Genomic DNA, 24,663 nt, shown 5'->3' on the forward strand with positions numbered 1-24,663 from the left:
TGCGGAACCTATTTTGAAATTAACTTAACTATTTATGAAAAAAACAACTTTATTAGCGCTATTATTAATTGGAAGTTCGGCTCTATATGCTCAAAAAACGGATGAACAAGTTCTAAAAGAAATTTACAAATCAGCATTAACAAATTCTAAATGTTATTCTTGGTTGGATCATTTGTCTAACTCAATTGGTTCCCGTTTATCAGGATCTGCAAATGCAGAGAAAGCAGTTTTGTATACTAAAGGGGAAATGGAAAAAATAGGTTTTGACAAAGTCTATTTGCAAGAAGTAATGGTCCCTAAATGGGTAAGAGGCGAAAAAGAAACCGCTTATATTTTAGATAATAAAACAAAAACTACGGTGCCTATTTGTGCTTTGGGTGGTTCTATAGCTACTGCTTCAAATGGACTAACTGCAGAAGTGATTGAAGTACATTCTTTGGAAGAATTAAAAACATTGGGAACAGAAAAAATAAAGGGCAAAATTGTATTTTTCAACAGACCCATGGATAACGAACAAATAGAATCGTTTCATGCGTATTCTGGTGCTGTAGATCAAAGGTACGCGGGAGCTAAGGAGGCTTCAAATTTTGGTGCTGTTGGGACCATCGTACGCTCCATGAATTTGAGATTAGATGATTTTCCACATACAGGAGCTCAGAGTTATGGTGATATTCCAAAAGCGCAATACATTCCAACCGCTGCAATAAGTACAAATGGAGCTGAATTATTAAGCAAAACACTGAAGAATAACCCAAAACTACAATTTCACTTTAAACAATCTTGTAAGCAGTATGATGATGTTTTATCGTATAATGTAGTAGGAGAAATTACTGGTATGGAGCATCCAGAAAACATTATGGTTGTTGGAGGTCATTTAGATTCTTGGGATTTAGCTGACGGTTCTCATGATGATGGAGCAGGAGTAGTGCAAAGTATGGAAGTGATGAATATTTTTAAAAATCTAGGATATAAACCAAAAAATACGATGCGTGTTGTTCTTTTCATGAATGAAGAAAATGGTTTACGAGGAGGAAATAAATATGAAGAATTAGCTCAAAAAAACAAAGAAAACCACATATTTGCTTTAGAAAGTGATTCAGGTGGGTTTAGTCCAAGAGGTTTTTCATTAGAATGTGATGCCGTAAATTTTAAAAAAATCGCCAGTTTCACTACTTTCTTCGAACCATACTTAATTCATAGTTTTGTAGAAGGACATAGTGGATCTGACATTGGTCCATTAACTTCTAAAAAAATAGTAAAAGCAGGTTTAAAACCAGACTCACAACGTTATTTTGATTACCATCATGCAGCAAATGATAAATTTGATGCAGTTGATAAAAGAGAATTAGAACTGGGAGCAGCAACAATGGCTTCTTTGATTTATTTAGTAGATCAAAATGGAATTGTAGAATAGTTTTAAGTTATAATACTAAATGCCACAAGTTGATTCTTGTGGTTTTTTTATGTTTTAAAATAAATTAAGGTTTTTCTTTTTTGTGAATGCCATCACCTAATAAAAGAGAGAGAGTTTTTAGGCTCTCAGTACGTTCAGCAATTAGTTTTATGATACTGATGAACGGAATAAACAAAATCATTCCCGAAGCGCCCCATAAAATGCCACCAGCTGTAATCATTAAAATGATAACAAGTGTATTTATTTTTAAACGGCTGCCTACGGCAAAAGGGAATATTACATAGGCTTCCAAAATTTGAACTATCGAAAAAACAAGAATAACACCTAATGGATACCAAATAGAGTTAAAGGTAATCCATGAAATCGCTATTGGTAATAGTGACGAAATCATTATGCCGATATAGGGGATAAAAGTAAGAATAGAGGCTATGAAACCAAACACGAAAGGGTGAGGGATTCCAATAATTGCAAGCCCAATACTGTTTAAAAGCCCAACGATTAGATACACTAAAGCCATTCCTTTTATAAAATTATAGTAAGCACTGATGGTTTCAACTAGGACTTCATGAACGGTTTCTTTTTTGTCAGATGGAAAAATTTGGTATAATACTTCAGCTAACATGCTACGATGATATAGAATAAGGGCTGAAAAAACGGGTATTATTAAAATAAAAAAAGCATACCCTGATAAGGAATATAAAATAGTTTTGAATGCTGAAAAAGTTTCTGATCCAGAATTATTTATTGCGTTTTTAAAAAAAATAGTCTGTTCTTCTGTAGTGATGCCGAAATGTTCAGAGGTGTAAACACTAACTTGAGCTAATGCTTCTAGTAACTTTATTTTAAACGGCTCCCATTCGGTTAAAAATTCATTTATTTGTAAAAAAAGCAGGTATAAAATGCCACTGCTTATAAAGAGCACCATAAAGATTGCGATTAGGATAGCAATCGTTTGACTCATTCCCTTATGTTCCATCCATTTACAAACGGGATAAAGAATGAAACTAATCAATAATGAAAAACTAAGGGGAATGAATAGTGTTTTACCAAAATAAAGAATAACACAAACGAGTACAACGGATTGTAATATCTTGGTTGTAGAAAATTTCCAACTGGTAGATCCTGTATTTGGTATTTTAGAAATTGGTATCATAAAAACACTTGAATTTTAAAGTTAGAGTTTCTTTTTTTACACAATTCCGTTTTTATAATTACTAAGAATAGTACAATATACTGCTATTAATCAGGAAAAGTTATAATAAATTTGGCTCCTTCATCTATTTTACTTTCTAAAGCGATATGACCACCTAGACTTGTTATATGGTTGTAAACTAAATATAATCCAATACCATTACTGTCAAGATTTGTGTGAAATTTTTGGTGCAAGCCAAAAATCTTATCTTTTACTTTATCCATGTCAAAACCTATTCCATTATCTGTAATAATCAATTGTTTTACTCCATTATCTAAATTAGAAGAGATAGTAATAACTGGTGATTTATCTCTTTTACCATATTTTATAGAGTTGGTAATTAAGTTTAAAAAAATGCTTTTTAAATAGGCCTTATTAAAATTAACTGTTTCAAAATTTGAAAAATCAATATTTATTAATGTCAATGAATTTTGAATTAATGAATTAATGGAAAGCAGTACTTCTTGTAAAGAGTCGTTTAAATTTATTTTTTCAATTTTGGCAATGAGATCATTTTTTTTGTCCAAAATTTTAACATAATCATTTAGGGTATTTTTTAACCCATCGGATGTTGTTTTTAGTATTGAAATTAATTCAAGTGTTTCGGAATCTGTTATTTGTGAAGTATCCAAAAGTTCAAAAACGGAAAGTAAATTATTTACAGGTGATCTTAAATCATGTGCAGAGGTATAAGTAAGCTGTTTGTAATCTTCATTGATTTTTGTTAGTTCTGCAATATGGATGTTTCGTTCATGTTCAATTTCTTTTTTGTAAGTTATGTTTTTTGCTATTGCATAAACTAATTGATCATGGTCTATAGGTAAAGACGTCCATAACAACCAAACGATTGTCCCATTTTTAGTTAAATACCTGTTTTCGAAATTGAATAATGGAATTTTCTTTTTTAGCTCATTTCGAGCCGATTCAGTACTGTTTTTGTCATCAGTGTATACAAAATCATTGATAGGTCTTGACAGTAATTCTTCTTCAGTATATCCTAGTAATTTAGAAACGGCAGGGTTTATCCTCTTAAAAAAACCATCATAACCAGCGACACATAATAAATCAGGAGACGTATCGAAAAAAATCTCAAAATTTTTGAATGTTTCTGGGTCATGATTTACCGCTTTTCCTTCAGCTCGTATCATTTTGTTTAATTTTTTATTTTACAGAATTTTATAAATTAAAACTAAAACCATCTTTTAATATTACTAAAGTAACAATTATAAATTAAATAGCACCCAATTTATGAGCCAAAACTATTATAAAATAAGGGTTTTTGCTTATTTTAGAGTATAAATACCTATAGATTTAAAATAAAAAAGGAGATTGTTAGAATTAACAATCTCCTTTTTTTAAGCTAAACAACTTTAATTATATTTTAAAAATCCCTCCAAAAGCAATTAGTCTTTGAAAAAAGAAAAAGTCTTGTGAAGCACGATCTTCGGCACTTTGTGTTGTACGAATATCTTGCATATTTATATAACCACCTTTTAATTCTCCCTGAACATAAAAATGTTTGAAAAAAGTGACATTTAAACCTGCTTTCAATGAAGTTCCATATCCTGAAACATGAAAATCATCGTGGCGTTCTTTACCTAATAGTGTTGTATTCGTTTTGGGATATAATAAACCTACACCAACACCTTCAGTTAAATTTACTTGGATTTTATCAGTATTCCCTATTTTAAATAATGATGAAATATCATCATGTCTTGAAAATTCAGTGTTCACATAATTCAAACCATCTGTATGTTCATACATCAAGAATTTTTCAGTCATTACTGTTGGAGTATTGTTGTACGTCCCATCAAACTCTGATCCAGTTGCGATTGTTCCAGTCACATTTACGGTTTGATCTTGTGTCATAACATACTTCATATGGTCCACACCAAGAGCAATGCTATAATGGTCATTAATGAAATACCCCATTCTGAAATTCGTTTGAGGAATAGTCATTCTTGTAGGATTTATATAGTCCACATGCCATCCTTTTGGTTTGTCATGTGCAGTCATGTTATCCAAAGTAAAATTGTAATCTTTACCACGAAAATTCACATCCGATGTGGTGTAGCTCTCTCTATTTCCTCCCCATGACACAAAGAATTTTCCTTTGTTGTGAGCAGTATATTTATCTTGTATTTTAATTTCTTCTTGAGCGTTTGCTATATTAGAAAGGCATAAAGCTAAGAATGCTGTATATAAAAATATCTTTTTCAATGCGTGTATTATAAAAATTAAAATTTATTAACCGTTTGTCTAATAGCGACTAACTTGGTCATTAAAGCTTCAAAATAATCTAAATGTAACATGTTAGCACCATCACTTTTTGCATTTGCTGGATCAAAATGAGTTTCAATAAAAATACCATCTACACCTACAGCAATTCCTGCTTTGGCAATCGTTTCAATCATGTCTGGTCTTCCACCAGTTACACCAGCAGTTTGATTGGGTTGTTGTAAAGAATGTGTTACATCTAGTACTGTCGAAGCATAATGTTGCATAGTAGGAATTCCTCTAAAATCAACAATCATGTCTTGGTAGCCAAACATAGTTCCACGATCTGTAACCATTACGTTCTCATTATTGCAATCCAATACTTTTTGTACTGCATGTTTCATGCTTTCTGGACTCATGAATTGTCCTTTTTTCAAGTTGACTACTTTACCAGTATTGGCAGCAGCCACAACTAAATCCGTTTGACGTACTAAAAAAGCTGGGATTTGTAAAATATCTACATATTGAGCTGCCATTGCCGCATCCTCATTTGTATGAATATCAGTCACAGTTGGAACTCCAAAAGTTTCCGAAACTTTTCTTAAAATTTTTAAAGCTTTTTCATCACCAATTCCTGAAAAACTATCAATTCTAGAGCGATTTGCTTTCTTAAAAGATCCTTTAAAAACATAAGGAATTTGTAATTTATCAGTGATACCAATCAGTTTTTCAGCAATTCTCATCGCCATTTCTTCGCCTTCAATGGCACAAGGACCAGCTAATAAAAAGAAGTTTCCGCTATCAGTATGCTTAATTTGTGGGATATGTTGTATGTTCATTTGAGTATGATTTTTTAAAGTGCAAAGGTAGTTATGATTTACGATTTAGTCTTTACTTATTAACATTTTTTATAGAGAATAATAGTATGTTTTGGAGCTATTTCCTGCTATACGCTTGTATCTTCTTGTTTTTAAAAGAAAAACAAGAAGGATACCGCTTCTATCAGGGCTAGGGGAGTTGTTTATTGATTATTTTTCTTCAATCCAAAGCCAACTGGAACTTTCAAAATTCCTTTTTCATAAATGTTCATATACAATAGAATAGGTTTTTTTAAACCATCCCATTTTACTTCATATACATCAAGAAATCCTGCACCCATTTCGCTTCTTTTTGTTGGGAATGGACAACAACTTTCTAATTTACTAAAGCTTATTTTTTCCCCTTTTGGTCCAGTTAAGGCATTCAAAAAACGTTCTTGATTGATGGTTTCATTTCGCGTGCTATAATAAAATACATTGATCGGATAATCTTTATCATATCCGTATTTTTTGTCTTTACTATACTCGGTAATTACAAAAGTATTATCAGAGGTTAATTTTGGAATTGGGGCATTATCATCAACGTTTTTCAAAGTTGACTTGGTACTTACACATGAAATGGCAAATGATACTAATGCAAAATAAAGCAGGACTTTTTTCATGATTGTGATGAAATTAGATTCTTTTAAATTTATTGTAGTACAAATATACTGAGAACTATATAGGGGATTACTACTACAATAAATATTTGTGATGAAATTCTTAGAATTGTAAATAGTAGAATCCTTACTTTTGCATCAAAATAGAATTAATTATGGGTATCTTTTTTCAAACTTGGCCTTGGTACATATCTGGTTTTTTAATTGGATTGATCATGCTATGTTTAACTTATTTTGGTAAATCGTTCGGAATGTCATCTAATCTTCGGTCAATGTGTACGATATTAGGGGCAGGGAAGCGCACTGCTTTTTTTGACTTTGACTGGAAATCACAGCGATGGAATTTAGTTGTAGTTTTAGGTGCTATGTTAGGTGGTTTTGTAGCAGTACATTTCATGAGTGATCCATCAAATGTTTCAATTAACCCTAAGACTATTGAGCAATTAGCTCAACTAGGAATTGATGCTCCAAATGGGAAGTTAGTTCCTGATTCACTCTTTGGCCCTCAAGTTTTTCAATCACCCAAAAGTATCCTGATTCTTCTTATTGGTGGTCTACTTATTGGTTTTGGTACTAGATATGCCGGTGGATGTACTTCTGGGCATGCTATTTCGGGATTGAGTAATTTACAAATTCCTTCTTTAAAAGCAGTTATTGGTTTTTTTGTTGGTGGTTTAATTATGGCTTATTTTATATTCCCATTAATTTTTTAGAAAATGAAAGTATTAAAATATTTATTAGTTGGTTTTGTATTCGGAATTGTATTAACAAAGTCGGAAGCCGTTTCTTGGTACCGAATTTATGAAATGTTTCAGTTTCAATCTTTCCATATGTACGGAATCATTATGGTCGCAATTGGTACGGGTGTTATTGGTATCCAAATTATAAAAAGGAAAAACATTAAAGACATAAAAGGGAGGCCAATTGAAATTGTAGATAAAGAACCAGGATCAATCCGCTATTGGGTTGGTGGTATTTTATTTGGATTGGGTTGGGCATTAGTTGGTGCTTGTCCAGGACCTATTTATATATTATTAGGAGCTGGTTTTTGGAGTATTCTTATTGTGCTTTTTGGCGCTTTATTTGGAACCTATTTGTATGGATTTTTTAAAGATAAATTACCTCATTAACATTTATTATAATTGCATTATTGATAGCATTTTCTATAAAAAGGGAATGCTATTTTTTTTATTTAATTTTAAAATTCCCACTACAATCAAATATTGAGCAATTAGATAGGTTATCATAATGAAAAATGAACTCATTACAACAGGGGTATAAAACTTATTGAACGCCAAAATACTATCTGAAGTTACAAAAGCGATTGCACCAATCAAAATGTACCAGTTGCCTGGTTCTTCCCAGTTCAAAAAACCTTTAAAGGCAAATAAAAGCATAGTGGAAATAACTAGAGCATACATAAATACAGGTATTGTTAAATCACCTAGATTGGGTAGTAGAATAGAAATCATAATGATTAAGTACATTATAATTGTAGTAACTCCAATCCAGAATACCGCTTTGTTTTTTCTGTTTTTATATCTTAATTGTTTATTGAAAAGCAATATATAGATAATATGGGAAATCAAAAATGCAATTAACCCCACTATAAAAAATAGTTCGTCACGATCTGCAAAAAGGAGAATGATGTCTCCAAACCATGAAAAAGTTAATGCTGCTAAAAGGTATTTTTTAGAAGAAAACGCTCCACTAAAATAAACTCCTAAAATAAGAAACGGAAGCAAAAGGGGTTTCATAAACCAAGCAATTGATTCTTGATCAACAAGGAGAAGGAGTAAATAAACAATACTTAAACCCAAATATCCAATTAATAATTTATTATTTTTCATGTTATGAGTTTATAAGTTAACAGATACAGCACTTTTTATTTTGAAATCAAATAGCGTAAAATAAATTGCTATTCCCAATGAAAATAGGAGGTAAGTAATTATTATATAATTACCCATAGGTAAAATAGAATTTAGTCCAAACCAATCTCCAAAGTAAATTAAAATCCCAAGACCAAATAACAATCGGAAGGTTTCCCAATAGATTGAAAATCTATTTTTATCCATTAATTCCGTATAACTGAAAATAGTTATAAAAATAAAAAATCCATAAATGAAGATATTAGGCAAACCTATTTGGGCTATATTGTTAAATAAATAGCTAACAAATAGTAAAGTAATCAGTGCTTGAATAATAGACCAACTAATTAATTTAGTTGAGTTCTCGGCACCATATTTTTTAAAATTATAAACATCTGATATTTTTTTTACTGGATATTTTTCTTCAAAATGCTCTGGTCGCCAGCCAGTGGGTTTAAACCAAATTGTCAATTTGTCTTTCCAGCTTTCGGTACGCCAAGCATCCATAATTAATAGTCCTAAATGTTGATAATTTATTCGAATAGGGTTCCAAGTTCCGGCTGGTCTAGTTATTCCAAAAGCGGGTGGTACTTCGTCTAATTCTTCTTGAAAAGTACCAAACCATTTGTCCCAAATAATAAAAATTTGTGAATGATTTTTATCAAGATATTCTGGATTTATAGCGTGATGAACTCGATGATGTGATGGAGTTACAAGGACATGCTCTAAAAACCCCATTTTTTTAATATGTTTTGTGTGGTACCAAAATTGTAAAAATAGTTGAATAGGTAGTGTTATTGCAATTACTTTAGCAGGAACGCCCAGAAGTGCTGCTGGAATAAGTATAAAAGTAAATAGATTAATAAAACTGGAAACCGTTTGACGTAAAGCACAAGCTAGGTTAAACTCCTCACTACTATGATGTATAGCATGTTTATTCCAGAAAAAATTTACTTGATGTGACAATCGATGTGTCCAGTATCCATAAAAATCGATGACAATAAAAGCTACTAAATAGGTTGCAATAGTATTTTCAATATGATAAATAGCTATTTTTGAAACGATCCATTCATAAGAAATAAAAGTAATACTAAGTCCTAATACATCTTTAACTGCGTTTGTAATTCCGGAACTAATACTGGAAACGCTGTCCATTAATGGAACATGATTCTCCCCTTTGTATAAATCATACATTTTTTCAATAATAATTAGTACCAAAAAAAGAGGCATCGCAATGATTAATATTTTACCATATTCTTCCATAAAAAAAAACGTTCTATTTTATTCAAATATAGAATAAAATAGAACGTTTAATGAATTATCGTTAAATAAAAAGCTATTTAATTGCCTTATTGTTTGAAATCAAACAATTTCAGCACTTAATCCTGCTTCTAGTAATTGTGTACATTGTGGTTTCAATTTATCAATAGGTCCTGTTTTCACAGTACATTTCCCATTATAATGTACAATTAAAGAACATTGTTCCGCTTGTTCAGGTGTATGTTCACAAACACGCATTAGAGTGTCGATTACATGGTCAAAAGTATTTACATCATCATTATACACGATAATTTCGTTGTTTAATGTAGGTGCTTCTTTTCGACTTACTTTTTCTCTTATTTTTTCTTTAGTACTCATTTTGTAGGTTTTTGTACTTTCGTTATTAATAAAACTAATACTAATTTACGTATTTTAATGAAACCCAGTTATTTCTTTCAAATTTTTTAACATAAGTTAACCCTTTTTCTGTACATGAAGCATCTATAAAAGGGATGTCTTCCGTGTAAAAACCACTTAAAAGAAGGGTTCCTTTTGGATTTAGACAATCTACGTACGCTTGCATATCGTTCAACAAAATATTTCGATTGATATTAGCAATGATTAGATCATATTTTTTTCCTTCTAATAAAGAAACTTCACCTTCATAAACTGTAATGTGTTTGCAGTGGTTGCGCTCTGCATTTTCAATAGAATTCAAGTAACACCAGTTATCGATATCTATTGCATCAATTGGTTGCGCTCCTTTCATTTCAGCAAGAATAGCTAAAATAGCAGTTCCACATCCCATATCTAGGGTTTTCATACCAGTTACGTCAATTTCTAATAAATGTTGAATCATCATATGTGTAGTTTCATGATGACCTGTACCAAAACTCATTTTTGGTTCAATTAAGATATCAAATTCAGCATCCGTTTTTGGGTGAAAAGGTGCACGTACATGACAGTTTCCTTCTACATCGATAGGTTCAAAATTCTTTTCCCATTCCTCGTTCCAGTTCACTTGATCTATTTCTTCAAAAGTGTAATCAATTTCAAATTCTTCCGATTTTAAAATATTGATGTTCTCCAGAATCATTTCATCCCATAAATCTTTTTGTACAAAAGCGGATATACCAGATTCAGTTTCAGTAAAACTTTCAAAAGCAGTTTCACCTAACTCTGCAATTAATATTTCTGAACCCATTTCTTTTGGTTCAATTGTAAAATGGTATCCTATATAAATATTTGACATGTTTAATTTTTTTGCAAAGGTAGTATTTCTCTTTTTATGGAATTATATAAAAATAAAAAAAGCGGTAAAATACATTTTACCGCTTTTTTAATATGTTAATTTTATTTTAGATTGCATTTACAATTGCAACAAAATCATCAGCTTTTAATGCAGCACCACCAATAAGACCACCGTCTACATCTGGTTTAGAGAAAATTTCTTTTGCATTTTCTGGTTTAACGCTACCTCCATAAAGGATTGAAACATCTTCAGCAATATCACTTCCGAAAGCTTTGCGAACCGTTTCTCTAATGAATTCATGCATTTCTTGTGCTTGTTCTGGTGAAGCAGTTTCTCCAGTTCCTATTGCCCATACTGGCTCATAAGCTAAAACAACATGTTCCCAATCTTTTGCTTCGATTTGGAACAATCCATCTCTTAGTTGGTTTTCAACAATGTTGAAATGGTTTTGAGATTGACGATCTTTCAATTCTTCTCCAAAACAGAAAATAACCATCATGTCATGCTCTAAAGCAGTATTTACTTTACTTGCAATTAAAGCATCCGTTTCATTGAAAATAGCTCTACGCTCAGAGTGTCCAAGTATAACAATATCTACACCAACACTTTTTAACATATCTGCTGAAATTTCACCTGTAAAAGCGCCACTTTCTGCTTGATGTACATTTTGTGCAGCAACGTCGATATTAGTAAACTGTAAATGATCAACTGCTGAAGCTAGATTTACGAATGTAGGAGCTACAATAACTTTAGCATCTGTATCAGTAGGTATTTTAGCAATTAATTCATTCAATAAATCTTCTGTTTGCTCTGCATTTTTATGCATTTTCCAGTTTCCTGCAACTATCTTTTTTCTCATTTTAGTTTGTATTATATTTCAATATTTGTTTTTAGTTCTTTATTGTGTAACGTTTATTTTAATTTAGCTAATGTGGCATTGATTTTATCAAAATCAGTTTCAATTGCTCGGTATAAAACTATTTTTCCTGTTTTGTCAAGGATAATATATCTTGGAATCCAATCTAAATCAATAGCATTTCCAAAAACACCTTTCATTTGATCATTAGCCATATAATGATCCCCTTTAAGTTCGTGTTTTTCAATTCCTGCGATCCATTTATCAGCTGTTTTGTCCATTGAAATGAATATGTAGGCTACATCAGGATTTTTGGCTTGTAATTCTTTTATTTTTGGCATTGCTTTTACACAGTCACCACACCAGGAAGCCCAAATTTCAATTACTACCGTTTTTCCTTCCGCTTTTTTGATTATATCTTGAAAAGCTACTTGGTTTCCTTCTGGAGTTAATAATGTTTCAGATAATGCTTCTTTTGTAAATTCCGTTTTTTGTGCATTTGAACATGAAAATGTAGCGAATGCAACGAATAGAGCCAGTATTTTTTTCATTAAATAAAAATTTTAGTAAAGTTAAACAAACAATTGGAAAGTAATATATAGAATATCATTTTTTGAAAATAGAATTTGAAATTACAAAAACAATATCGATATAGTTAGTAAAAATAACAAAATAGACACAAAACGATTGAAAAAAGCCACGATGATTTGAGTTCATACGTGGCTTATTCGTTTTTTTTTCAGAATTAGTTACGGAACAAAAATTTTATAAATTCCTGTATTTTGATTGAATTCAAAATCAGAATTCTTTATGGCAACTTCATTAAATTCGGTGTAACTACAACCATCACTTATTCTGGATGCATCTACATATAAACTAAAAAGTGCTTTTTCTTGTATTGTAATAGAATAATTTATTTTTTCTGTTTTCCAACCAATAGTATGGATACTGATGATGTTTTGTCCGTTTTCCGCAATAAATGTAAAAGGCACTTTGCTATTGTTTGATAAGTCAATTATTGTAATTTGATTGGATTGATACGTTCCATTTGTGAATAGATTTTCTCCTGAAGTTTTATTTACAATTTCAAAATTAAAACCACTTGGTGGAGTGAAACATAATTTTCGATTTGATTCTAATTGATTGGTACATCCTACAAATACAACTATTAAGACTAGCAATAAAATTTTAAATAAATTTTGCATAAATTATTTTTTTTAAAGAATCAAATTAATAGCAATTTGTAAAACCTATATTATTACAACTTTAAATCTTTAATATCATTATAATGCACTTTTTGTTTGATAGTTCCTTTTTCAAGAATTACAATACTAGGATTTGCTCTTTCAATTGTTTTTAAGGCTATTGCGTCACATGTATAAAAGTCAAATTGAAGTCCGTATTTTTTCTTTGCTTTAGCAATTTCTTCTAAAGAGGAGTTCGTCATCCCTATTACTTTATATCCTTTAGCAGTAGCTTCTTGATTTAACTTTTCTAGTTTTACCATACCACCTTCTTCAGCTGTAATTAAATCATAAGTAACAATCATCAATAATTTAGGTTCTTGTAACAATTCTTCTTTATAGTCTGAATCGTCTTTCATCATCGTAAAATCATGAATAGGAGGAACGTAACCTTCAGTGATAACTTTGTCTTTTCTATCAACAAATTCAGCTCCTTCAGGCAGATTCATCAAATCATTTTCTGAGAATTCTTTGTCAACACCATTCACTTTGTATATAAAAGTCATTTCCACAACGGATTTTGGAGCGCCTTCTGGAATTTCCATTCCTTTTTCAATATTGTTTCCTACTTTATAAGGTCGGAAATCAATAATAGGCAAGTGATTTAGTACCCAAACCGCCATCAGCATGCATAAAAGAATACTTGCATAGGCAATAATATTTTGTATGCTATTTTGAAATAAAGGTTTTACTAGTCGTTTGTTGATGAATAAAATTAATATAAAAAACAATAAAACAATATCCTTAGCAAATGATTGCCATGGAGTTAAGTGTAGTGCGTCACCAAAACAACCACAATCCTTCACCACATCATAATAAGCAGAATAGAATGTTAAAAAAGTAAAAAACACAATCATAAGAAGCAAACTCCAAATAGTAAACTTTGATTTATATCCAATGAGTAACATGACACCCAAAACCACTTCTACAATTACTAGAAACAAGGCCAAACCTAAAGCAAATGGCACTAAAAAAGGCATGTTAAATACAGGTTCACTAAAATATTCGGCTAATTTATAAGAGAAACCTACAGGGTCATTTAGTTTTATTAATCCTGAAATAATAAATAGTAATCCTACGAAAATCCTAGAGAATTGAGTAATTAAGTTTTTCATTATTTTCCTTTAAAATTCATTAATATAAGTGCAAAAATCGAATAGTTAATCATATCTTGATAATTGGCATCAATTCCTTCAGATACGATGGTTTTCCCTTTATTATCTTCTATTTGTTTTACTCGAAGTAATTTTTGTAAAATTAAATCGGTCAAAGAACTCACACGCATTTCACGCCAAGCTTCACCGTAGTCATGATTTTTGGCTTCCATTAATTCTTTGGTTAATTTAATTTGGGCATCATATAATTCGGTAGCTTTTTCAACATTCAAATCAGGTTGGTCGACTACGCCCAATTCTAATTGAATTAATGCCATTATCGAATAGTTGATAATTCCTATGAATTCACCGGTTTCATCTTCGTCGACTTTACGGATTTCATTTTCTTGTAAACTTCTAATTCTTTGTGCTTTGATGAAAATTTGATCGGTTAATGATGGCAGTCTTAATATGCGCCAAGCACTTCCATAATCTTTCATTTTATTGATAAATAGTGATCGACAAATTGCGACTATGTTATCATATTCTTGAGAAGTATTCTTCATTATTGATGTATATTTGTCTAAAATTTTCTCAAAAATAGGGATAAAATTTAAAAAAAATTAGCGTTTAAAGTTTAAAGTTGCAGGAATGCATCCGTTTTATTGGTCAAGATCATTAAACTTTAAACTAGAAACTTTAAATAAAGAAGTAATGACAATAAATTGTAAAGGGCAACTGATTGATTTAGCGCATCCAAAAGTGATGGGAATTTTAAATGTAACGCCTAACTCTTTTTTTGACGGAGGAAAGTACAATGATGAAAATGAAATACTTTCTCAGGTTAAGAAAATGCTAAATGAGGGGGCTACTTTTATAGATATTGGTGCCTATTCTAGTAAGCCTAATGCGGAGTTTGTTACTGAAGAAGAGGAAATTGCCCGAATTGTTCCTGTCATTCAATTAATTTTAAAACAGTATCCAGAAACGTTACTTTCTATTGATACTTTTAGAGCTGGAGTTGCAAAGGCTTCTCTAGAAAATGGTGCTGCACTTATTAATGATATTGCCGCAGGCAACCTAGATGAAAAAATGTTTGAAGTTGTAGCAGAGTATAATGTTCCTTACATCATGATGCAAATGAGAGGTACACCTAAAACGATGCAAACCATGACAAGTTATAATGATATTGTCAAAGAAATGCTTTTTTATTTTTCTGAAAAAATTGCCAAAGCTAGAAGTTTTGGAATTAATGATTTAATTATTGATCCAGGTTTTGGTTTTGCTAAAACATTGGAGCAAAATTATGAGGTGATGAAAAAAATGGAATTATTTCAAATGTTAGATTTGCCATTATTGGTAGGAATTTCTAGAAAATCTATGATTTATAAAGTATTAGAAACAACTGCTAATGAAGCTCTAAATGGAACCACTTTTCTAAATACAATTGGACTGACAAAAGGTGCAAATATATTGAGAGTTCATGACGTAAAAGAAGCGGTTGAGTGTGTGAAATTATATGAAAAATTGAATTTTTAAATATGAAATATTTAAGCCTGATTGTTGTGTTTTTATTTCTTTCGTGCGGAAACAAAGAGGATATCTTATTGCCAAAATCGAATGTTACGATCGTAAAGGATGTGCAAGATCATTCACCTATTTATATTTTTTTTAGAACTAAAGATAAAGACACTCTAGCCGAGGTCAATAGAAAAAACAGTATTATCACTACCAATTGGATTCTGAATATAGACAAGCGTTTGCCTTTACGAATCGTGATTCCGGAGGTTATGAAACTACAAGACAAAAAACGCAAAGAAAAAGCACATAAAAATGAAAAAGCCGAAAACTACTATTCCTATGCAGATAGTATAGGTAAAAATATGGCTTTTATTCCTTTTACAAATGTGTATTATAAAATGGTGAAACCACCTGTTTTCACAAGCTTTTTGCGGTTTATAAAAGGTGGAATGATTGAATTTAATCAATCGAATGAAAACCCATTTCCAAAAGAAAAATTAGAAAGTGTTCTAAATAATTTATTTATTGAGCATGAATCTGAAATTATATTTTCTTTCGATAAAAATATGTCTTACGGGGAATATCTTCAAAGCAAAATTCTTATTAAAAAATTAAAAATCACGAAAAAAGGAATCTGGATTAATCACGAAAAAGAATTCATCTTCTAAACTTTAAACTTTTTTTTTACTGATGATGATACGGTTCATTTCTCAAAATCGTAAATCCACGGTACAATTGTTCGATAAAAAACAGGCGCACCATTTGATGAGAAAAAGTCATTTGCGAAAGCGAAATTTTACCTTTTGCAGAAGCATAAACGGTATCCGAAAAGCCATAAGGTCCTCCAATAACAAAAACTAATGTTTTTACACCAGAATTCATTTTCTTTTGCAATTCCTCTGAAAAACCCACACTAGAGAAGTTTTTTCCATTTTCATCCAATAAAATAAGTTGGTCTGTTGGTGCAATTTTGGACAAAATTAATTCCCCTTCTTTTTCTTTCTGTTGGCTTTCCGATAATTTTTTTACATTCTTGATATCCGGAATAATATCTAAATCAAACTTGATGTAAAAAGACAAACGTTTCGTGTAATCGTCAATTAAAGATTGTAATGCTTTGTTATCGGTTTTGCCAATGGCGATGAGTTTGATATTCATTTTTGATTTTTTACAGGATTACAAAAGTAATCAATCAATATTTTTGAGTTATGCTAATTTAATTTTTTCTAAAATGACTTCATAATGTTCCACTATAGGGAAAGGATCATAATAATGATGTAGTAGCTTTTTCCATTCTAAATATTGTTCAGATTGTCTAAAAGCAATAGTATGGTCTTCTAGTTTCTCCCAATCTACCAGTAGTAAATATTTATTTTCTTGTTCGATACATTTTCTTAAACTGTGTCCAAGATAGCCATCTATTGCGCTAATGTATTGACCTGCAATTTTGAAATCATGTTCAAACTGTTTTTCTTCTCCTTTTTTTACATAAAGAATTGCCGTTTCTAAAATCATATTTTATTTAATTAGAAGGAAAATTAGCTTCAAAGGTTTTAAATCGTAAATCTAAATCTGATATTAATTGTTTTTTTAATTGCTCGTCTTTTATAAAACTATAATAGATACTGTTATATACATATTGTTTGATATTGACATACGAAACTTGCTTGTAACGTTTGGCAAGTAACACATATTGTTCCGTCATGTTTGTTCGAAGAATACCAGCATCGTCAGTACTGATTACAATTGGAACTCCAAATTCTTTATACAATGTTATAGGATGGCGACTGTCTTTTACTTTTAAAATAAATTCATTGCTCACTAAGTTAATTTCGATCGCAATGTTATTTTTAGCCATATATCGTAAAAGTTCATATGATTTTTCTTCATAGGCCATATCTACACCATGACCTATGCGGTAGGCTCCCGCTGTATATACAGCATCTCGAATATGCCAAGTTAAATCTTCAGGTTGAACTAATCCTAAGGTAAGTTCACCTGCATGCATGGAGTATTTTACTGTTGGGAATTGAGAATGACAATACTTAAACATCACCATGTGCAACCAATAATCTTTCATTGCTGTTTCGCCATCTTCAGGTGAAACGATATTTACACCTGCCATTAGCGAACTCGTATCAGCTGAAATGAAAGCAACTACTAAATTTTTAAAAAGGTCAACGGGTTCCATAAAGCGCAATACAAAGTTTTGGTAACGCATGGTGAAACGATCATCGTCAATTTTAAGATCATTATGCAATTTAGCGACAAAATTGGTGTTGAAATCTTCGGCATAAACGGCAGCGTCCCTTTGTAATAAAGTTCCATAAATGGAATCGAGTAGTTGGGTAACTCCAGCTTCATCTCTATTTATAGCCAGTGCTCTTAATTTAGCATTAAAATCAGTTAGATCGTCCGTGTTTATATTGGAAGGAATAGTTGAAAGTTGGGTTTCAATATAACTTACATTTTCAGTAATAGCTCTATTTTTTAGTTCTAATAATCCTTGTCCAAAATTACCTACTATTGCGGGACTAAATTTACCGAAAGATTCAAAAAATAATTTATCAGAAGGGTAGTCAACATGATTGTAGTCCTTCACGGACCATTTTTCCATTATTTTTTGTTTGTAGCTATTCAATTCTCCGCGACTTTTTAGTGTAGAAAAAAGTTCCCAGTTTCCAGTTGTAAGCTTTTCTTTTAGAACTTGCATAGTTGCTGTATTTAAGTAAAAATCAGCTGATATGGCATCTTCTAATAAGGGTTCGGCATAAATTGAGCCACTATAATGGTGATGTAAATCCCCACCTTTTGGCATCTGAGAAAAGAAAGCGGTCAATGCGGCTTCATTGTTTCTAATTTTTTCGAAGTATTGATTTACTGAAGATTGTGAATATCCAATATTAAGTATAACTGAAAAAATTAATGTATATAATAACTTCATAGCGTTTTTTTAAGATATAACCTTGATTTATATATTAACAAACTAGAAACTCATTGTTTTTAGTTTACTTTTTTTGTTCAAAATTGAGACAAATATAAGTTATAAATAGAATAAAAAAAACCGCTGATAAATACATGTTAGCAGTACATTTTGTTTTATTAAAAGAATAAAACAAAATGTTTCTAGCTATTTTAAAGTTTAAAAATTTAAAATGAAACGTTAAATAGTGTTGTCATTTTTAAAATTCACATTAAAAGGGGGTGTTTTATAATTTTTATCCAAATAGTTTTCTGGAATTGTGGTTTTATTCCCGTCTCTTGCTGCACGATAATGTGGAGACATAATTTCAATGTTTCTTTCATTGCAAACATCTTGAATGTTTTGGTGCAAATTAGAATAGATAACTGCTTGTTTATTAGGTTCTTTTATGTATGCATTGATTTCATACGAGACATAAAAATCATCTAAACTAGTTTGTAATACAAAAGGTTTTGGTTCTTGTAATACAAACTCTGTTTTAGAGGCAGCATCTATTAAAGCTTGATGCATCTCTTTCCAGAGTACATCATAACCGATGGTAACAGTCGAGTGGATAATCAATCCTTTTTCAGGAGCATCACTACTGTAATTTATAGTATGACTACTCATTACAGTTGAGTTTGGAATAGAAATAATTTCATTTTTTATGGTTCTAATTCGGGTTACCAACAATGATTTTTCGATAATATCCCCCACGACTTCGCCAATTTTAACTCGGTCTCCAATTTTAAATAATCGCATATAAGTAAGGATTAAACCAGCAATGATATTCGAAAGCGATCCTGCTGAACCAAAAGTAAATAAGAAACCTAGAAAAACGGAAACCCCTTGAAAAACGGGAGAATCACTACCAGGCAAGTACGGGAAAATTACCACTACCATAAAAGCAAAAACGATTACTCGTACAATTTGATACGTAGGGTTTGCCCAATCGGCATAAAAACCAGGTAGTTCTAAATTTCCTTTTTCGATTTCATTTTTTAGAAAATGAATTCCTTTTAAAACATATCTAAATACAAAAATGATAACTAGTATAGTAATTAAATTAGGAAGATAATTCCAAAAACCTAAAGCTATTTTTTTAAGAGGATTTAGTATATAACCAAAAAGAGTAGCTGCGAAATCTTTTGTCCAAGGAAAAATTCCAAAAAGTATAGGTAAAGCAATATAAACTAATAATAAGATGAGAACCCATTTTAAAGTGGTGTTAACGTTCAATAAAGCATTTACTTGCTGTTTAGCATCAAATAGAGTGAAGTTTCGGATCTTAATTCCTTGAATGCGTTTGTTTTCTTCGTGTTCTATTTTTTGTGCAGTCCAGCGAAAAAACCTTCTTAAATTTGATATTAAAAAAAACATTATTACTAAAACTAAAAGTGCCAATCCAATTTCTTTTGCTAAAGTCGACACACTAGTTTCACTTTTATACAGAGCTAAAGCTTTCTTGATAATGTCTTGATATTTTTTTGCCAATTCTAATTTGGTACTGTTATTCCAAATCGCATCATTTTCAGAAACGCTAATAATAATACCTTCTTTATATACTAGATCTATAGTGGTTTCGGCATCAACAATTTTTATTGAGTCACCCTTAAATCTAAATTGATCAGAGAGATTTTTAATTCGAACACTTATGGCATCTGCTCTGTCTTTTGCCGAAAAGCTTCCCAATTTACTATAAATAGTGAATAAGGTATCGTTGAAAAATCCAGTTACTGGGTATCCTTTTGCGGTTAAGCGCAAAGAATCAATTTGAGCTTTTTTTTCGGCAAGCCTTTTATATTCTTTCGTATTTAATACTTCTAATTCTTTTTGTAGCGCTTCTTTTTTTAAATTATCGGTTTTTTTTAATGATAAAAGCTGTGTCTCTAATTCTGATTTTTTAATGGAATCACTGACACGCTGTCCTTCAATTATTGCCAGTTTTTCATTGAAATTTTTAATTATGGAAGTGTTTAACGAATCATTCTTTTTATTGATACTATCTTGTTGTGCTACTGTTTTTTGAGTAAAAAGAACCACAAAAAAACTTAGAATAAGAGTTTTTACGGTGATGGATAGTGCTATTTTTTTTTTAGATCGAAACATAAAATAATTTGATTGGAAAGTTATGACTTTTATACAAATAAACAGTTTTCTTTTAAAAGTAGTATATCAGCTTCAAGTTTCATTTCCATTTTTGCTCTTTCAAATGCTTGTTTAGAATTATAAAAACTAGATTTTTGAATCGCTGTATTGCTATTTTTAGAAAGAATTTGAAAACATTTTTGGAGTCTGATCATTACTTCAATGTTTGATGCACCATCGCGGGCTATAGGTCTAAACGCATCTTCAAATAAATCGGATAGTTCTAATTGAGGAACAGCAATACGATCAAAAAGGTCTTCTTTAACTGGAATTGTTTCTTTAACGGAATTCCATAAGGAGAACAGTCTAATGTGGCTACTTATGATTTGAATTGCCGTTCCTGGATCATTGACAGCAGGTGAAAGAGCTCGACTAGCAATCTCAGTTAAGGTGATTAAACCAAAACGGGGGTCTTGGTCAAAATAACGCATATTACCAACCGTAAATGCATTTTTTATAGTATTGTAGTCTATTTTTTCCTCTTTGTTTTTTAAAGCAATAAATAACAAGGGCTGATCTATGGAAACGAGTTTTCCAGGGATCGCATTTATAGTAAAAACGGCGTCCATCTTTTTGGCTATTTTTTGCAATTCAGACATGTTAATTTGTTGAATGTAGCCTGTTAGATCGCTATACAAGGCTTCCCCTTTATTTTTTGAAGGATGGACTGCAATTCCGTTTAGAGTAGGTGATACTAAGCGATTTTGAATGGCATTTGTAGTTGCATCTTCAACTAATTGAATTGTATGTCCCATTCTGCCCAATTTAGATATTCGCTCTACCCATCGTAAGAAAGTTAGAATTACTAAACTAAAAAATAAGAGTGTAAAAATAAATAGTGTGAAATAACCTGCTCTGCCGTAATAACCATTTTTAAGCGCTACTAGAGCAACAATGCTAAATATAAAAGAGCCAATAAAAACAGATAATGCATTCTGAGAAACATCATCTGCGATAATTAATTTAAAAGAGCGGGGTGTAGCAGTATTGCTTGCTGCAGCAAATGCGGATATCATTGATCCTACAGTAAAAATGGCAATCACAAGCATGCTTGCTGAAATTATATTGAGTAACTCAGATAGTGATTCGGTTTTAATATCCGGAACAATTTCATGTAGTCTTGTACTATCGGCAATTTGAGCAATTAAAGCAGCTAAAATCGAAACAAAACAAAATATTAAGGGTCTGAACCATAATTTTTCTTTTATACGTTGCATGACAAAGAGTACGTTTTCTTTCATAAATATAGCTTTGGGACTAAATTAACACCTTTTTATTTAAATAGCTAAAAATTGTAACGCGTTGTATTTACTTAAAACGCCTAATCCTTTTGTAGTTTTGAGTATTAGTGTGACTTTCAAGCTTTACTGACACCAATTTTTTAATTAACAAGTTTACTGTAATCGTACCTAGCGTTTATGAGATCTATTCATCTTTGATAGAAATTAGAAGAGTACTAACTTATTAAAAAGAAATGGAGCGCGTAGGTTATTCTAGTTTCATTTTCAATAGTCTAAAGTTTCATTTTAAAGAAAAATAGTCTAATGTAAATTCAAACATTATTTTCAGGTTTAATGAATGTAAATCCTACTGCCACCACGTTGCTCTATTAAAGTACTTATTTTTAATGATTTATTAAAATGATAGTACAGAAGTTGTAATTTATTAGAAAAGGGTTTTATAACAAGTTTTTCAATCCACAAAAAAACTACTACATTAGCAGTAAATATAATTTTTTGAAAAATGATTAGTGAAACACAATTTCAAGACGAGTTACAAATACTAATATCTAATGCTATCCGCGAAGATGTAGGGGATGGTGACCATAGTTCATTGGCTTGTATTCCAGTAGAAGCACAAGGTAATGCAAAACTTTTAGTTAAAGACAATGGAATCATAGCAGGAGTTGCATTTGCGAAAATGATTTTTAATTATGTTGATCCAAACATGAAAGTTGAAACTTTTATTGAAGATGGTACTCCAGTTAAATATGGAGATGTTGTTTTTCATGTTTCGGGAAGTTCACAATCTATTTTAAAGGCAGAACGAATGGTATTAAATTCGATGCAAAGAATGTCTGCGATAGCTACTAAGACAAATAGTTACGTAAAATTGTTAGATGGAACAAATACAAAAATATTAGATACTCGTAAAACGACACCTGGTTTTCGGGTAGCCGAAAAATGGGCTGTAAAAATAGGAGGTGGAGAGAATCATCGTTTTGCTCTGTATGATATGATTATGCTTAAGGACAATCATATTGATTTTGCAGGTGGAATTACTTTAGCAATAGCTAAAACAAAAGAGTATCTTAAGAAAGAGAACCGTGATTTGAAAATTATAGTGGAGGCCAGAAATATAGAGGAAGTAAAAGAAATATTGGACTGTAAAGGGGTGTATAGAATTCTACTAGATAACTTTGATTATGAAACAACTAGAAAAGCGGTAACTTTGATAGGAGATTCCTGTCTAACAGAATCCTCGGGAAATATTAATGAAGATACGATTCGTAGTTATGCACAATGTGGTGTTGATTATATTTCATCAGGAGCATTAACTCATTCTATTTATAACATGGATTTAAGTTTAAAAGCGATTTAAATAGAATTGCAACTAATAAAAGAACTTAATTTTAAAGTGATTTATATTTAATGTCAGCAGAAATAGAAGAAAGTATTCAAAGAATACCAGTACTTAGGGATTTAGCCAGCTATCTAAAAAAGGTAAAATTGCCTTGGTTAGAAGGATTGACGCTTTATGACTTATTAGAGCTATATGGAATTGGTATTGCTGAAGGAGCTTTATCTAATCGTGCAGGTTCTATTGCATTTAGTTTTTTTATGGCATTATTCCCTTTTACATTATTTATTTTAAATCTTATTCCTTATATTCCTATCGAAGGTTTTCAAGAAGATTTTTTGAAATTTGTTTCTGAAGGAGTTCCTCCAAATACTTATTATGCAATTGCAAATATTATTGATGATATTCTACACAACAGTCATTCAGGATTGTTGTCTTGGGGATTTTTATTGTCTATTTTATTGATGGCAAATGGATTGAATGCTATTTTAGGAGGTTTTGAAACTTCTCGTCATGTATTAGTGAAAAGAGGTTTTTTTCAGCAATATTTTGTAGCAGTTGGTATGTCAGTATTGTTATCAATTTTATTGATACTTACGGTTGCGATAATCGTTGTTTTTGAGGTTTTTATTCAAAAATTAAACGCGCATCAAGTTTTAAATGATCAGATTCCTTTGATCGTTATGGGGAGATATGGTTTTTTAATTCTAATGATTTTAATTACAACTTCTATCCTTTTTAAGTTTGGAACCAAACATGATAAATCGAGGGCATTTATATCAATAGGCTCCGTTTTCACAACAATATTGACGATAATTATCTCTTATTTTTTCGGAATTTGGGTAATACGGTTTTCACAATACAACCAGCTTTATGGCTCAATAGGTACTTTGTTAATCGTAATGTTTTATATTTGGATTAATTGCATGATATTATTATTAGGTTTTGAATTGAATGCAGCGATAAATAAATTAAAAAAGAAAAATAATAGTTCTAAAATTGCAGAAATAATTTAGCTAACTTTATAGTTGTGGTCACTAAAATTAAGAACTATTTTGATTTTAACCTTTAGAGATACAAGCAATTTTACAATCTTAGTTTAATCAAAATTAAAAATTAAAGTCATGAAAAATACAATTACAATTATAGCACTCTTTATTAGTACGTTTTTTTTTGCTCAAAATCATAGTGTTACGGGAAAATGGAAAACAATAGATGATGAAACCGGTGAAGCCAAATCAATTATAGAAATTTATGAGAAATCAGGAAAAGTTTATGGGAAAGTAATTGATATTTTGGATAAAGAACATAAAAAAGATCTTTGTCATGAATGTGGTGGAGAAGATTATAACAAACCTATTATTGGCATGACTATCTTAAAAGGACTTTCGAAAGATGGTAACGAATATAATTCGGGGAAAATTATGGATCCTAAAACTGGAAAAGTGTATAAATGTTATATTGTTTTAGAGAGTAATGAAAAACTTAAAATTCGTGGTTATATTGGATTTGCATTATTAGGAAGAACACAATACTGGTATAGAGTGAAGTAGCTTTTTCTTCTTGTCTTTTTTAATT

27 protein-coding genes are annotated in these 24,663 nt (G+C 30.9%); 8 read left to right on the forward strand and 19 right to left on the reverse strand.

The genetic code is table 11. The features are described 5' to 3' along the window. Positions 1-34 precede the first annotated feature (34 nt). The gene (locus AB3G34_RS05275; protein WP_369753683.1) at positions 35-1,414 is read left to right on the forward strand and encodes a M28 family peptidase; all 1,380 of its coding nucleotides are present in this window, start codon (positions 35-37) and stop codon (positions 1,412-1,414) included. Between the two features lie 64 nt (positions 1,415-1,478). Here AB3G34_RS05275 and AB3G34_RS05280 read toward each other — a convergent pair whose 3' ends face one another. The 5 genes from AB3G34_RS05280 to AB3G34_RS05300 all read right to left on the reverse strand — a co-directional run bounded on the left by AB3G34_RS05280 (position 1,479) and on the right by AB3G34_RS05300 (position 6,303). Continuing rightward, positions 1,479-2,567 (reverse strand): AI-2E family transporter, encoded by a 1,089-nt coding sequence (locus tag AB3G34_RS05280; RefSeq protein ID WP_369753684.1) that lies wholly within the window; start codon positions 2,565-2,567, stop codon positions 1,479-1,481. 86 nt (positions 2,568-2,653) lie between these two features. Beyond that, positions 2,654-3,754 carry a PAS domain S-box protein gene (locus tag AB3G34_RS05285; protein WP_369753685.1) on the reverse strand — a complete coding sequence of 367 codons (1,101 nt, stop codon included), beginning with the start codon at positions 3,752-3,754 and terminating at the stop codon, positions 2,654-2,656. Positions 3,755-3,980: 226 nt separating this feature from the next. Continuing rightward, the gene (locus AB3G34_RS05290; protein ID WP_369753686.1) at positions 3,981-4,826 is read right to left on the reverse strand and encodes a hypothetical protein; all 846 of its coding nucleotides are present in this window, start codon (positions 4,824-4,826) and stop codon (positions 3,981-3,983) included. Between the two features lie 17 nt (positions 4,827-4,843). Next, positions 4,844-5,662, reverse strand: coding sequence for a 3-deoxy-8-phosphooctulonate synthase (gene kdsA / locus AB3G34_RS05295; RefSeq protein WP_367752755.1), 819 nt, complete (start codon positions 5,660-5,662; stop codon positions 4,844-4,846). Positions 5,663-5,844: 182 nt separating this feature from the next. Beyond that, a complete protein-coding gene (locus AB3G34_RS05300) occupies positions 5,845-6,303 on the reverse strand; it encodes a 2-dehydro-3-deoxyphosphooctonate aldolase (protein WP_367769529.1) in 459 nt (152 codons plus the stop codon). Positions 6,304-6,455: 152 nt separating this feature from the next. On the opposite strand from AB3G34_RS05300, the gene AB3G34_RS05305 reads away from it, so the two are divergent. Both AB3G34_RS05305 and AB3G34_RS05310 read left to right on the forward strand, forming a co-directional pair. Continuing rightward, the gene (locus AB3G34_RS05305; RefSeq protein ID WP_367769531.1) at positions 6,456-7,013 is read left to right on the forward strand and encodes a YeeE/YedE family protein; all 558 of its coding nucleotides are present in this window, start codon (positions 6,456-6,458) and stop codon (positions 7,011-7,013) included. 3 nt (positions 7,014-7,016) lie between these two features. Continuing rightward, positions 7,017-7,430, forward strand: a complete 414-nt coding sequence (locus tag AB3G34_RS05310; protein WP_369753689.1) for a DUF6691 family protein — start codon at positions 7,017-7,019, stop codon at positions 7,428-7,430. Positions 7,431-7,463: 33 nt separating this feature from the next. On the opposite strand, the gene AB3G34_RS05315 is transcribed toward AB3G34_RS05310, so the two are convergent. The 9 genes from AB3G34_RS05315 to AB3G34_RS05355 all read right to left on the reverse strand — a co-directional run bounded on the left by AB3G34_RS05315 (position 7,464) and on the right by AB3G34_RS05355 (position 14,440). Continuing rightward, entirely contained in the window at positions 7,464-8,150 is a 687-nt protein-coding gene (locus AB3G34_RS05315; protein ID WP_369753690.1) for a lysoplasmalogenase, read from the reverse strand. A 9-nt stretch (positions 8,151-8,159) separates the two neighbouring features. Further along, the gene (locus AB3G34_RS05320) at positions 8,160-9,431 is read right to left on the reverse strand and encodes a sterol desaturase family protein (protein ID WP_369753691.1); all 1,272 of its coding nucleotides are present in this window, start codon (positions 9,429-9,431) and stop codon (positions 8,160-8,162) included. A gap of 99 nt (positions 9,432-9,530) precedes the next feature. Then, positions 9,531-9,806 (reverse strand): ATP-dependent Clp protease adaptor ClpS, encoded by a 276-nt coding sequence (locus AB3G34_RS05325; protein WP_367752767.1) that lies wholly within the window; start codon positions 9,804-9,806, stop codon positions 9,531-9,533. Between the two features lie 40 nt (positions 9,807-9,846). Then, positions 9,847-10,680: a 50S ribosomal protein L11 methyltransferase gene (gene prmA / locus AB3G34_RS05330; RefSeq protein WP_369753692.1), complete on the reverse strand. Its 834-nt coding sequence runs from the start codon at positions 10,678-10,680 to the stop codon at positions 9,847-9,849. Between the two features lie 106 nt (positions 10,681-10,786). Then, positions 10,787-11,539, reverse strand: a complete 753-nt coding sequence (gene tpiA / locus AB3G34_RS05335) for a triose-phosphate isomerase (protein ID WP_367752771.1) — start codon at positions 11,537-11,539, stop codon at positions 10,787-10,789. A gap of 53 nt (positions 11,540-11,592) precedes the next feature. Continuing rightward, positions 11,593-12,087, reverse strand: a complete 495-nt coding sequence (locus AB3G34_RS05340) for a TlpA family protein disulfide reductase (protein ID WP_367769544.1) — start codon at positions 12,085-12,087, stop codon at positions 11,593-11,595. A 198-nt stretch (positions 12,088-12,285) separates the two neighbouring features. Then, positions 12,286-12,741, reverse strand: a complete 456-nt coding sequence (locus AB3G34_RS05345; protein ID WP_367769547.1) for a hypothetical protein — start codon at positions 12,739-12,741, stop codon at positions 12,286-12,288. A gap of 53 nt (positions 12,742-12,794) precedes the next feature. Beyond that, positions 12,795-13,895 (reverse strand): BT_3928 family protein, encoded by a 1,101-nt coding sequence (locus tag AB3G34_RS05350; RefSeq protein ID WP_367769550.1) that lies wholly within the window; start codon positions 13,893-13,895, stop codon positions 12,795-12,797. After that, positions 13,895-14,440, reverse strand: coding sequence for a DUF1599 domain-containing protein (locus AB3G34_RS05355; protein WP_367752779.1), 546 nt, complete (start codon positions 14,438-14,440; stop codon positions 13,895-13,897). Before AB3G34_RS05355 ends, AB3G34_RS05350 begins: the two co-directional genes overlap by 1 nt. A 148-nt stretch (positions 14,441-14,588) precedes the next feature. On the opposite strand from AB3G34_RS05355, the gene folP reads away from it, so the two are divergent. Together folP and AB3G34_RS05365 are read left to right on the forward strand one after the other, a co-directional pair. Next, entirely contained in the window at positions 14,589-15,413 is an 825-nt protein-coding gene (gene folP, locus AB3G34_RS05360) for a dihydropteroate synthase (RefSeq protein ID WP_367769553.1), read from the forward strand. 2 nt (positions 15,414-15,415) lie between these two features. Then, on the forward strand, positions 15,416-16,063 hold the full coding sequence (locus tag AB3G34_RS05365; RefSeq protein WP_369753693.1) for a hypothetical protein: 648 nt from the start codon (positions 15,416-15,418) through the stop codon (positions 16,061-16,063). Positions 16,064-16,079: 16 nt separating this feature from the next. Here the strand turns inward: AB3G34_RS05365 and rlmH are convergent, their stop codons facing one another. The 5 genes from rlmH to AB3G34_RS05390 form a co-directional block, all read right to left on the reverse strand. Next, a complete protein-coding gene (rlmH, locus tag AB3G34_RS05370) occupies positions 16,080-16,553 on the reverse strand; it encodes a 23S rRNA (pseudouridine(1915)-N(3))-methyltransferase RlmH (RefSeq protein WP_369753695.1) in 474 nt (157 codons plus the stop codon). A gap of 48 nt (positions 16,554-16,601) precedes the next feature. Continuing rightward, entirely contained in the window at positions 16,602-16,910 is a 309-nt protein-coding gene (locus AB3G34_RS05375) for an antibiotic biosynthesis monooxygenase (RefSeq protein ID WP_369753696.1), read from the reverse strand. 7 nt (positions 16,911-16,917) lie between these two features. Next, positions 16,918-18,339, reverse strand: coding sequence for an adenosine deaminase (locus tag AB3G34_RS05380; RefSeq protein WP_369753697.1), 1,422 nt, complete (start codon positions 18,337-18,339; stop codon positions 16,918-16,920). Between the two features lie 219 nt (positions 18,340-18,558). Then, on the reverse strand, positions 18,559-20,466 hold the full coding sequence (locus AB3G34_RS05385) for a mechanosensitive ion channel family protein (protein ID WP_369753698.1): 1,908 nt from the start codon (positions 20,464-20,466) through the stop codon (positions 18,559-18,561). Positions 20,467-20,495: 29 nt separating this feature from the next. Beyond that, on the reverse strand, positions 20,496-21,746 hold the full coding sequence (locus tag AB3G34_RS05390; RefSeq protein WP_369753699.1) for a DUF2254 domain-containing protein: 1,251 nt from the start codon (positions 21,744-21,746) through the stop codon (positions 20,496-20,498). Between the two features lie 502 nt (positions 21,747-22,248). Here AB3G34_RS05390 and nadC point away from each other — a divergent pair. From nadC to AB3G34_RS05405, 3 genes are all read left to right on the forward strand, one after another. Then, positions 22,249-23,106, forward strand: a complete 858-nt coding sequence (gene nadC, locus AB3G34_RS05395; RefSeq protein WP_369753700.1) for a carboxylating nicotinate-nucleotide diphosphorylase — start codon at positions 22,249-22,251, stop codon at positions 23,104-23,106. Positions 23,107-23,156: 50 nt separating this feature from the next. Continuing rightward, the gene (locus tag AB3G34_RS05400; protein WP_369753701.1) at positions 23,157-24,101 is read left to right on the forward strand and encodes a YihY/virulence factor BrkB family protein; all 945 of its coding nucleotides are present in this window, start codon (positions 23,157-23,159) and stop codon (positions 24,099-24,101) included. Positions 24,102-24,209: 108 nt separating this feature from the next. Further along, on the forward strand, positions 24,210-24,638 hold the full coding sequence (locus AB3G34_RS05405) for a DUF2147 domain-containing protein (protein ID WP_369753702.1): 429 nt from the start codon (positions 24,210-24,212) through the stop codon (positions 24,636-24,638). Positions 24,639-24,663 lie beyond the last annotated feature (25 nt).

The organism is Flavobacterium sp. WC2409, from assembly GCF_041200085.1.
Classification (GTDB): domain Bacteria; phylum Bacteroidota; class Bacteroidia; order Flavobacteriales; family Flavobacteriaceae; genus Flavobacterium.